Raw genomic sequence first — 9,637 nt, 5'->3', positions numbered from 1 at the left:
TCTGGCTGCGCTGCTTCGCCGCCAGCTGGCCGTGATAGAAGGTAACGCTTTCGCCGGCTTCCTTCAGCGCGGCATGCACTTCCTCGACCGCTTTCACCGTCGCCGTGTAGACGATGCCCGAGCCCTGCGCCTGGCGCACCTGCGCCAGCGCGAGCGAAAGCTTTTCCTGCTCGCCGGTGGCGGTGACAACGCGGTAGTGCAGATTTGACCGGTAGATACCGGTATTTATGACATGCATATCCGGCAGGCCGAGCTGCCTGCCGATGTCTTCGATGACGTTTTCGGTGGCCGTGGCCGTCAGCGCCAGTACGGTCGGATTGCCGAGCGCCTCGATGGCCGCGCCAAGGTGCAGGTAAGCCGGACGGAAGTCATGGCCCCAGTGCGAAATGCAGTGCGCCTCGTCGATCACGAACAGGCTCACCCGGTTTTGCCGCACGGTGGCAAGGAAATCGGGATCGGACAAGCGCTCCGGTGTGGCAAAGATGAATTCGTTATCGGCCTGCCTGATGCTCTCGAGCACCGATTCCTCCTCGCGCGTGCTGAGCGTGCTGTTGACTTCGGCTGCGGCCACGCCGGCGGTCTCGAGCTTGCCGGCCTGGTCCTTCATGAGCGAGATCAGCGGCGAGACGACCAGCGTCACACCGGGCATCTTCAGCGAGGGGAGCTGGTAGCAGAGGGATTTGCCCGCGCCCGTGGGCATGATGGCGAGCGTGTTGTTCCCCTGCAGGACGCTTTCGATGACCTCATGCTGCCCGGGACGCAGGTGGCGGATGCCGAAGGTTTCGTGCAGCGTCTTCTGCAAGGTCTTGTCGCCCGGTACGACTTTCAGCGGGGCGGAACGATGGTGCGGAGGCGGGAGCGACTGGTTTTCGTCAGGCGAATTGGCGTAGGTAATGGAGACGGACATGGCGAGATTGCGGTGGGATGAAGGAACGCGATTTGTTGTCCTCAATGCAGCAAGCATGCCAGCGTCCGGCAACGGAATCCTTTCCGCGGAAGAATATGAAGAAGATAATTCACAGCTTCTGCAGCATATGCAGTACAATCGGTCTCCAATTGAAGTTTGAACTAGTAGTGCAGTATTTGTCTGTCATTTCTTTCTGCTTCAAGGAATCAACCGGGCGCAAGCCCATCAACTGTGTTTTAGAGGAAATGTAATGGCAACAGGTACTGTCAAATGGTTCAACGATGCTAAAGGCTTCGGTTTCATCACTCCGGACGAAGGCGGCGAAGACCTCTTCGCGCACTTCTCCGCGATCCAGTCCAACGGCTTCAAGTCCCTTAAGGAAAACCAGCGTGTTTCCTTCGAAGTGACCGTCGGCCCGAAGGGCAAGCAGGCATCGGCAATCCAGCCGCTGTAAGCTGAACCGGTTCTGAAGAAATGCCGCCCAGTGGAAACACTGGGCGGCATTTTTATTTGTATTGCCGCTTTCTCTTTCTTCTTGCTTTCGACCATCTACACTGAGTGGAAGACCAACGAAGAGGAGGAGACATGACCGGCATGCTGCCCGCAATCACCCTCGTGGCATCCGCTGCCCTCGGGGACGTTCCGCTCAAGGATGTCGAACAGGCCTTCTGGGACTGCGACTTCAGAGGAACCCAGAACCTGCTGGACTTTGAGGATGCGCATGTCTGCAGCGACGTGTTCGAACGGCTGAAGGCCGAGAAATTCAACAGCGAGTTCGACCGCTTCCTGGAATGGTGGCGCAGCAACAAGAGCCGGGAATATGCGGCACGGGTGGAGACGCCCGCTTACCGTCGCTAGTCAGCCCTGTTGCAAAAATGCGAGCTGGCCGTACCCGGAAAAACTTTTCATCTCATCTTCCCCCTGCACATCACCGATTGAAGGTGTACGATGCACTTGAATAGTGCTCATAAGAAAGACTATCGGGAGGGGAGAAGATGTTCAAATTCGGAAAGGCAATGCATGAGCCGGAAGTCCGGAAGGAAGCGCCGGCAGCAGATCTGGAACGGGTGGTCGGCAGCATCGCGCATAGTGCCGGCGACATCGGCAAGGAAGCGGCCGACCTCAACGGCCTGATCGACGACCTTGCCGCCACGAGCGGCAGACAGGCCGATACCTTCAAGGCGCTGGCCGGAGAGATTGACGCCATGGTGCGGGCCAATCGCGAGATCGAGTCGGTCACCAAGGCCAGCACGGATTCGGTGCTGCGCGCGCGCCGGACGGTCGAGCAGATCGGGCAGGGGGTGATCGCGGTGACCGACAACCTGTCGGAAGTCGCCGACGCCGCCAATGAAATCACCCAGATCGCCCTGCAGACCAGGCTGGTCGCATTCAATGCTTCCGTCGAAGCCAAGCGCGCCGGCGAAGCGGGCCGAGGCTTCGCTGTCGTGGCCGATGCCGTGCGTGACCTTGCCGCCAAGGTCGAGCAATCCTCCAAGCAGATCATGAGCACGGTCACCCAGCTCGATGCGCGCATCAAGGCCTTGGCCGACGATATCCAGTCCAAGGACAGCAGGCAGAAGAGCGACGCCAAGGGGGGCACCTTCGATGCCGCCGTGTCCGAGGTGGAGCGCGGTGTGGCGGCCATCGCCGAGGCTGCGCAGCACAACCTGAACAGTTGCGCCGGTGTGCTCGAATCGGTAAGCGGGCTGTCCGACCAGGTAGCCGGCACCGCCGCCGCGCTGCAGAACGCCCGCAAGCGTACCGAAGGTTTCCTGACGCTGTCGGAGTCGCTGATCGAAATGGCGGCGGAAAGCGGCGTGCGCACAGAGGACACGCCCTTCATCGAGGCGGCAGTGGCGGCCGGCAAGCGCATCATGGAATTGCTTGAGGACGGTATCCGCAAGGGCGAACTGTCGATGGCGGACATGTTCGACGAACAGCACAAGCGCATCCCGGGGACCAACCCCGAGCAGTTCATGGCGAAATTCACGCCCTACTGCGACAAGGTGTTGCCAGACGTGCTCGAGCCGCTGCTGTCGCTATCGCCGAAAGTGGTCTTCAGCGTCGCGGCCGACCGCAAGGGGTATATCCCCACGCACAACAAGAAGTTCTCCAAGCCGCAGGGGAGCGATCCGCTCTGGAACCAGGCCAACGCGCGCAACCGGCGCTTTTTCACCGGCCGCACCGAATGGGCGGCGATCAACAATCGCAAGCCCTTCCTGCTGCAGACCTACCGCCGCGACATGGGCGGCGGCAACTTCGCAGTGATGAAGGATCTGTCGGTGCCCTTGTTCGTCAACGGCAAGCACTGGGGCGCGCTGCGCGTCGGTTACCAGTTCTGAGCTTGTAATAAAACGGACGCCCGCCCACCGCCATCATCCCGACAAACGTCGGGATCCAGCGTCTTGCGGGCCGTTTAACGCCGCTGGATTCCTGCTTTCGCAGGAATGACTTTCTCTATGCGCGGCCTTAAGTGAATCGGCTTACTGCTTGTAGATGCCGGAGCCTACGATCAGGTCGTCCACCTTTTCGACATAGCTGGACTTGGCTTCGACGTTCTTGCTCACCGGGTTGGGCCACTTGTAGTCGAACCATCCGCTGCCCTTGGCGTTGAGCAGGTCGATGAAGCCCTTGATGATGTACTTCCCGTCGGCGTCGCGCATGTCGAGCATGTTCTTGCCGTTCATCTTGGCGGCGTTGCCGTTGCCGATGGCCATGTTCGTCCCCTTCATGTCGTAGACGAAGATGTACAGGTCGCGGTCGGCGAACTGGCCCTTGGGGTCATTGATCGCCGCGAAGGCCTTTTCCTTGCCGTTGGCCTTGATGTAGGTGACGGCTTTCTTGACGAGGGCAGATGCTTCCTCGGCGCTGCCGCGCTCGGCGGCAACGGCGGAGCCGGCGACAAAACCGGCGAATGCCACGAATGCAAATCCCTTGAGCAAAGCTTTCATGCGATATCTCCTCATCATGTTTTTGGGTTTCCGCTGGGAAGCAGCGTGACCGATTCTGTCACGCGCAACGGCGGGGATGGATGAAAAGCATGCAAGCGATACGTGAAAGACGTTCAGGATTTGCGCCAGTATCCGGGCTGGGCGTAGGCGTGGCGCAGGAAGTCGACGAAGGCGCGGATGCGCAGGGGAAGGTGGCGCCGCTGGGCGAAGACGGCATAGATGTCGTTTCCAGGCGCGGCGAATTCGTCGAGCACCGTCACCAGTTGCCCCGACTCGATCGCATTGCCGACCTCCCACATCGAACGCCAAGCCAATCCCTTGCCGGCCAGCGCCCAGTCGTGCAGCACCGCGCCGTCGTTGCAGACCATGTTGCCGACGACCTTCAACGTCACGTTCTTGCCGTTCTGGCGGAAGGTCCAGCCGCGCTGGCTGCCGTCGCTGCTGAACGCCAGGCAGTTGTGGCGGGCGAGGTCGTCGAGCGAGGCGGGCGTGCCGTGCCTCTTGATGTAGGCCGGGGAGGCGACCACCACCCGCTTGTTGTCGGCCAGCTTCACCCCGATCAGGCTGGAGTCGGACAGGGCGGCGATGCGGATGGCGACGTCGATGCCTTCGCCGATCAGGTCCACCACGCGGTCGTTGAGGTTGAGCGTGACATTGACGTCGCCGTGGTGGGCGAGGAAGGAGGGGATCAAGGGCGCCACGTGCTGGCGCCCGAAGCCCGCCGGGGCGGAAATCAGCAGGTGGCCGCTGGCGCGCGCGCTACGCTCGGACACGGCCGTCTCGGCCTCCTCCAGTTCGGCGAGGATGCGCTGGCAGTCTTCAAGAAAGGCTACGCCTTCGTTCGTCAGCGCGATCTTGCGCGTGGTCCGCTGCAGCAGCTTCACGCCGAGCCGCTCCTCGAGCGCGTCGAGCCGCCGGCCGATCATCGCCGGCGCAATGCCTTCCGCCCGCGCGGCCGCGGTCAGGCTGCCGCGCACGGCCACTTCGACGAAGGTGGAGATCTGCTTGAACTGGTCCATTTGCTGACGATAGGGGATCTGATACTTAAACGCAATAATAAAGTGATTTTTAGTTTTGTTTATATCTATTTATATTGCATATACTCGAATTCCCCGGAAACCCCATCCTCATTCATGACCATCCAAGCCATCGCCTTCGACGCCTACGGCACCTTGTTCGACGTGTACTCCATCGGGGAGCTCGCCGAAAAGCTGTTCCCGAAACGCGGCGCCGCACTCGCCGAACTCTGGCGCGACAAGCAGATCGAGTACACCCGCCTGCGCACCATGTGTTCCACCTACAAGCCGTTCTGGGAAGTGACCCAGGATGCGCTCGTCTTCAGCTGCCGCAAGCTCGGGCTGGACCTGACGCTGGATGCGCAGAACATCCTGATGGGGCAGTACGCGAAGCTCAAGGCCTTCCCGGAAAACCTCGGGGTGCTGCAAAAACTGAAGGCGCTGGGCCTGAAGATGGCCATCCTCTCCAACGGCAACCCGCAAATGCTGGACGCCGCCGTGGAAGCGAACGGCATGCACGGCATCTTCCATCACATCCTGTCGGTGGACGCGGTCAAGAAGTACAAGACGGCGCCGGAAGCCTACCAGCTGGCGCCGGATGTATTCGGCCTGTCGGCAAGGAACATCCTGTTCGTATCGAGCAACTGCTGGGATGCCTGCGGCGCCACCTGGTTCGGCTACACCACCTTCTGGATCAACCGCGCCAATGCGCCGCTCGAGGAACTGGGCGTGACGCCGGACGCCACAGGGCCGGACATGAACGCGCTCCTGGCCTATGTGCAGGGAGGCGCGAAATGACAGCCTGGCAGATCGCACTCGTAGGCGTCGCGGCCTTCTGCGCCGGCGCGATGAATTCCGTCGCCGGCGGCGGGACCTTCTTCTCGTTTCCCGCGCTGCTGGCAGCCGGCGTGCCGCCGGTCGCGGCCAACGCCAGCAACTCGGTCGCCTTGTGGCCGGCCAGTTTGTCCGGCGCCTGGGCATACCGGAACGAACTGGCGCGCTACAAGCGTTACCTCATCCCGATGGGGATCGTTTCCTTCATCGGCGGCATCGGCGGCGGGCTCCTGCTGCTGGCGACGAAGGATGCGGTCTTCTCCAAGCTGATCCCGTGGCTGCTGCTGTTTGCGACCGTGCTGTTTGCGTTCTCCGGCCGCATTTCGGCCATGCTGCGCGGCGCCGACGCGGGCAAGCCGGGCAATAGCCCGACCTCGCTCGCCGGGCATGCGGTGGTGTCGGTCTACGGCGGCTTCTTCGGCGCCGGCATGGGCATTCTGATGCTGGCCAGCCTGGCGATGTCGGGGCATGACGATGTGCACGAGATCAACGCCATCAAGAACCTGCTGTCGGCGATCATTTACAGCGTGACCGTGATGACCTTCGTGATCGCCGGCGCGGTGGACTGGCCGTACACCATGGTCATGCTGGCGACCGCGACGCTCGGCGGCTACTGGGGCGCGAGCATTGCCCGCAAGATCCCCGCGCTGTGGCTGCGCCGTTTCATCATCGCGGTCGGGTTCGTGCTGACGATCTTTTATTTCTACAAGACCATTTAAGCACCGCATTACTTTTGATTTCCCCAAGGCGTTGACTAACATGTACTGAAGACGCATTCAAACAGGGAAGTCATGCATGCATTGAAACTGATCCCCCTCGGCGACGCCCTTGGCGTGGTCCTGCCCCGCGAGGTGCTGGCCAAGCTCAGGCGCGGCGCCGGCGGCACGGTCTACCTGACGGAGACCCCGGACGGATTGCTCCTGTCCTCCAACCATCCTGCCATCCAGGAGCAGGTGGATGCGGGCAGGGCATTCATCGAAGACTACAAGGAGGCGCTGCGCGCGCTCTCGGGATGAACCTGTTCTGCATCGAGCCGGACGCCTTGCTGCTGCTGCACGAGGAAAGCCTGGGGGAGCAGGGGAGCGAGCCGGCGCCCTGCGACGACGCGCTGCTGGAGGCGGCCCTGTCGCATCCGCTCAACCAGGCCGTCGCGCGGCCGGTCGACATCGCCGATATCGCCGCGGCATACGCATGCGGCATCCTGCGCTACCGCCCCTTTGCGGTCGGCAATGAACGCGTGGCCCTGCTGGCGATGGGGCTGTTCCTCTATCTGAACGAATGGCGGCTGGATGCGCCGCCGCGGGAGGCCGCCGAGGTGATCTGGCAGACCAGCGCCGCCATGCTCGACGAGCCCGGCCTGGCGAACTGGGTGCGGGGCTACCTATAGGGCTGGCGACTCAGGCCAGCGACTTGACGTAGGCACGGATACCCGCCAGCAGCATTTCCACCGCCATCGCCGTCAGGATCAGGCCCATCAGCCGCTCGAACGCGGTCATCACGCGCGGGCCGAGCACGCGCTGCATGCGCTCCGCGCTCAAGAGTACGATCAGCCACACCACGGCAACGAGCGACAGCACGGCGACGTGCAGTACCGTTTCGCGCGCACTGTTCGACGAGAACAGCAGCACCGTGACCAGCGCCGACGGTCCCGCCAGCGCGGGAATCGCCAGCGGCACGATGAAGGGTTCGTGGTCGCCCTCGCCATCGCCGAATACGCCGCCCGGCTGCGGAAACACCATGCGCAAGGCAATCAGGAACAGGATCACGCCGCCGCCGATGCGCAGCGCGATGTCGCTCAGCTGGAGCGCCGACAGGAAGTGGCGGCCGAAGAACATGAACAGCAGCAGGAGCACGAAGGCAATCGCGCATTCGCGTACGATGACGCGTCCGCGGCGCTCGGCGGGGACGTTGGAAAGCGCACTGACGAACAGAGGGACGTTGCCAAAGGGATCGGTGACCAGCAGCAGGATGATGAAGGACTGGAAAAAATTCTCGGTCATGTTCTGGGAAGAATTATTCTTATGGGAATTTATAGAGTAAACGCTCGACAACGCAGCGAGACAGGCGAAATCGGCGTCGGCTAGGATGCCACAGAAAACGCAAAACAAAATACGGAGACTCCATGCAGCCCGCCGAACCGAAAACCAAACCCAAAAACACTTCCCGCCGCCGTTTCCTGCTTGGCGGTCTTGGCCTCACCGGCGCCCTGATCGTCGGCTGGGGCGTGATGCCGCCACGGCAGCGCTTGCATCCCGACAATCCCCTGCCCGTGGGCGAAGGCGAGGTCCGGCTGAACGGCTGGATCAAGCTTGCGGCCGACGGCTCGGTCATCGTCGCCATGCCCCAGTGCGAAATGGGACAGGGCGTGTACACCGCGCTGCCGATGCTGGTTGCCGAGGAACTCGATGTCCCGCTGTCCACGGTGAAGATCGAACGGGCGCCGATCGACAAGATCTTCGGCAACGTTGCGGTGCTCCAGGACGGCTTGCCCTTCCATCCGGATGGGGCCGGCACCTTCAAGGAGGCGGCGGTCTGGTTCACCGGCAAGGCGGCTCGCGAGTTCGGGCTGATGATCACCGGCGGCTCGTCGTCAGTGAAGGACGCCTGGAACCCGATGCGCGAGGCAGGTGCAACCGCACGCGCGATGCTGGTGGCGGCCGCGGCGAAGGAATGGGGCGTGGCGCCGGAACAGTGCCGGACGGAAGAGGGGGCGGTGATCCATCCGGACGGGAAGAAGGCGCGCTACAGCGAGCTGGCGGCCAAGGCGGTCAACAGCACGCCCGGCGCGATTCGCCTGAAGGACCCGAAGGAATTCAAGTTGATCGGCACGCCGCAGCCGCGCCGGGATTCGCAGGCCAAGGTCAACGGCAGCGCGACCTTCGGACTCGACCCGCGCCCCGAGGGCTTGGTGTACGCGGCAGTCAAGATGAGCCCGACCATCGGCGGACGCGTGCAGAAGGTGGATGCCGACGCGGTGAAGGGCATGCCGGGCGTAGTTGGCGTAGTGGATTTTTCCGACGCGGCGCCGGGCATGGCGGGCGTGGCAGTGATCGCCAAGTCTTACTGGCAAGCCAGGCAGGCGCTTGCCGCGCTGCCGGTGATCTGGAACGAGGGGGCGAATGCCCGCCTGTCGTCGGCGGCCGTGTTTAAGGAACTTGCCGAGCGCCTGGACAGCGAATCCGGCTTCACCTACCACCAGGTCGGCGAGCCAGACCCGCGTTCCGCCGCCGCGAAGCACATCAAGGCCGAATACCGAGCGCCTTTCCTCGCGCATGCGACGATGGAGCCGGTCAATTGCACGGCGCAGGTCAAGGATGGCAAGGTGATCCTGTGGGCGTCGACCCAGGTGCCGAGCATCGCCGCCGATACCGCGGCGCGCGTGGCCAAAACCAGCGCGGAAAACGTGACGGTGAACGTGACCTACATCGGCGGCGGCTTCGGCCGCCGGCTGGAAGTCGACATGATTGCGCAGGGCGTGGCCATCGCTGCACAGGCAGGCGGCCTGCCGGTGCAAGTGATCTGGAGCCGGGAAGAGGACACGACGCATGACTTTTACCGTCCTGCCGCGCTCGCCCGCTTTTCCGCATCGCTGGACGGCGAGGGCAATGTCGTTGTCTATGAAAACAAGCTGGCATCCGGCGCCATTACGCATCAGGTGATGGAGCGGACGTTCGGCCTCATGGGCGCCGGGCCGGACAAGACGACCGCCGAAGGGGCGTTCGACATGCCCTATGAATTCGCGCACCAGAAGATCGCGCATGTGACCGTGCCCACGCCGGTACCGATCGGCTACTGGCGTTCGGTCGGCCACTCCCATAACGTGTTTTTCAAGGAAAGCTTCATCGATGAGCTTGCGCATGCCGCGGGCAAGGACCCGATTGCATTCCGCCGCGGCCTGCTCAAGACGCATCCGCGCCATCTTGCCGTGC

12 protein-coding genes are annotated in these 9,637 nt (G+C 62.7%); 8 read left to right on the top strand and 4 right to left on the bottom strand.

Features of this window, described 5'->3' with window-relative positions:
- Positions 1-907, bottom strand: a 907-nt coding sequence (locus tag VFF99_RS00070) for a RecQ family ATP-dependent DNA helicase (RefSeq protein ID WP_325013835.1), incomplete at its 3' end; no start/stop codon positions are given.
- A 250-nt stretch (positions 908-1,157) separates the two neighbouring features.
- On the opposite strand from VFF99_RS00070, the gene VFF99_RS00065 reads away from it, so the two are divergent.
- The 3 genes from VFF99_RS00065 to VFF99_RS00055 all read left to right on the top strand — a co-directional run bounded on the left by VFF99_RS00065 (position 1,158) and on the right by VFF99_RS00055 (position 3,249).
- Positions 1,158-1,361 carry a cold-shock protein gene (locus VFF99_RS00065; protein ID WP_325013833.1) on the top strand — a complete coding sequence of 68 codons (204 nt, stop codon included), beginning with the start codon at positions 1,158-1,160 and terminating at the stop codon, positions 1,359-1,361.
- A 131-nt stretch (positions 1,362-1,492) separates the two neighbouring features.
- The gene (locus tag VFF99_RS00060; RefSeq protein ID WP_325013832.1) at positions 1,493-1,765 is read left to right on the top strand and encodes a hypothetical protein; all 273 of its coding nucleotides are present in this window, start codon (positions 1,493-1,495) and stop codon (positions 1,763-1,765) included.
- A 137-nt stretch (positions 1,766-1,902) separates the two neighbouring features.
- Positions 1,903-3,249 (top strand): methyl-accepting chemotaxis protein, encoded by a 1,347-nt coding sequence (locus VFF99_RS00055; protein WP_325013830.1) that lies wholly within the window; start codon positions 1,903-1,905, stop codon positions 3,247-3,249.
- Positions 3,250-3,390: 141 nt separating this feature from the next.
- Here VFF99_RS00055 and VFF99_RS00050 read toward each other — a convergent pair whose 3' ends face one another.
- Both VFF99_RS00050 and VFF99_RS00045 read right to left on the bottom strand, forming a co-directional pair.
- The gene (locus VFF99_RS00050) at positions 3,391-3,858 is read right to left on the bottom strand and encodes a cache domain-containing protein (RefSeq protein WP_325013828.1); all 468 of its coding nucleotides are present in this window, start codon (positions 3,856-3,858) and stop codon (positions 3,391-3,393) included.
- Positions 3,859-3,971: 113 nt separating this feature from the next.
- Positions 3,972-4,877, bottom strand: a complete 906-nt coding sequence (locus VFF99_RS00045) for a LysR family transcriptional regulator (protein ID WP_325013826.1) — start codon at positions 4,875-4,877, stop codon at positions 3,972-3,974.
- A 114-nt stretch (positions 4,878-4,991) separates the two neighbouring features.
- Between VFF99_RS00045 and VFF99_RS00040 the strand changes: the two genes are divergently transcribed.
- The 4 genes from VFF99_RS00040 to VFF99_RS00025 all read left to right on the top strand — a co-directional run bounded on the left by VFF99_RS00040 (position 4,992) and on the right by VFF99_RS00025 (position 7,095).
- Positions 4,992-5,672: a haloacid dehalogenase type II gene (locus tag VFF99_RS00040; protein ID WP_325013825.1), complete on the top strand. Its 681-nt coding sequence runs from the start codon at positions 4,992-4,994 to the stop codon at positions 5,670-5,672.
- The gene (locus VFF99_RS00035) at positions 5,669-6,427 is read left to right on the top strand and encodes a sulfite exporter TauE/SafE family protein (RefSeq protein ID WP_325013823.1); all 759 of its coding nucleotides are present in this window, start codon (positions 5,669-5,671) and stop codon (positions 6,425-6,427) included. Before VFF99_RS00040 ends, VFF99_RS00035 begins: the two co-directional genes overlap by 4 nt.
- A gap of 72 nt (positions 6,428-6,499) precedes the next feature.
- On the top strand, positions 6,500-6,724 hold the full coding sequence (locus VFF99_RS00030) for an AbrB/MazE/SpoVT family DNA-binding domain-containing protein (RefSeq protein WP_325013821.1): 225 nt from the start codon (positions 6,500-6,502) through the stop codon (positions 6,722-6,724).
- Positions 6,721-7,095, top strand: a complete 375-nt coding sequence (locus VFF99_RS00025) for a Fic family protein (RefSeq protein WP_325013820.1) — start codon at positions 6,721-6,723, stop codon at positions 7,093-7,095. Before VFF99_RS00030 ends, VFF99_RS00025 begins: the two co-directional genes overlap by 4 nt.
- A gap of 10 nt (positions 7,096-7,105) precedes the next feature.
- Here VFF99_RS00025 and VFF99_RS00020 read toward each other — a convergent pair whose 3' ends face one another.
- The gene (locus VFF99_RS00020) at positions 7,106-7,708 is read right to left on the bottom strand and encodes a MarC family protein (RefSeq protein WP_325013818.1); all 603 of its coding nucleotides are present in this window, start codon (positions 7,706-7,708) and stop codon (positions 7,106-7,108) included.
- A gap of 122 nt (positions 7,709-7,830) precedes the next feature.
- Between VFF99_RS00020 and VFF99_RS00015 the strand changes: the two genes are divergently transcribed.
- Positions 7,831-9,637, top strand: a 1,807-nt coding sequence (locus VFF99_RS00015) for a xanthine dehydrogenase family protein molybdopterin-binding subunit (protein WP_325013816.1), incomplete at its 3' end; no start/stop codon positions are given.

This window comes from Noviherbaspirillum sp., assembly GCF_035654295.1.
Lineage (GTDB): Bacteria > Pseudomonadota > Gammaproteobacteria > Burkholderiales > Burkholderiaceae_D > Noviherbaspirillum.
This window is presented reverse-complemented; position numbering and strand designations above follow the sequence as displayed.

Bases quoted from the DNA above. Each gene is read 5' to 3' on its own strand.
- VFF99_RS00065 (WP_325013833.1), top strand. From the start codon at position 1,158: ATGGCAACAGGTACTGTCAAATGGTTCAACGATGCTAAAGGCTTCGGT.
- VFF99_RS00060 (WP_325013832.1), top strand. From the start codon at position 1,493: ATGACCGGCATGCTGCCCGCAATCACCCTCGTGGCATCCGCTGCCCTC.
- VFF99_RS00055 (WP_325013830.1), top strand. From the start codon at position 1,903: ATGTTCAAATTCGGAAAGGCAATGCATGAGCCGGAAGTCCGGAAGGAA.
- VFF99_RS00050 (WP_325013828.1), bottom strand. From the start codon at position 3,858: ATGAAAGCTTTGCTCAAGGGATTTGCATTCGTGGCATTCGCCGGTTTT.
- VFF99_RS00045 (WP_325013826.1), bottom strand. From the start codon at position 4,877: ATGGACCAGTTCAAGCAGATCTCCACCTTCGTCGAAGTGGCCGTGCGC.
- VFF99_RS00040 (WP_325013825.1), top strand. From the start codon at position 4,992: ATGACCATCCAAGCCATCGCCTTCGACGCCTACGGCACCTTGTTCGAC.
- VFF99_RS00035 (WP_325013823.1), top strand. From the start codon at position 5,669: ATGACAGCCTGGCAGATCGCACTCGTAGGCGTCGCGGCCTTCTGCGCC.
- VFF99_RS00030 (WP_325013821.1), top strand. From the start codon at position 6,500: ATGCATGCATTGAAACTGATCCCCCTCGGCGACGCCCTTGGCGTGGTC.
- VFF99_RS00025 (WP_325013820.1), top strand. From the start codon at position 6,721: ATGAACCTGTTCTGCATCGAGCCGGACGCCTTGCTGCTGCTGCACGAG.
- VFF99_RS00020 (WP_325013818.1), bottom strand. From the start codon at position 7,708: ATGACCGAGAATTTTTTCCAGTCCTTCATCATCCTGCTGCTGGTCACC.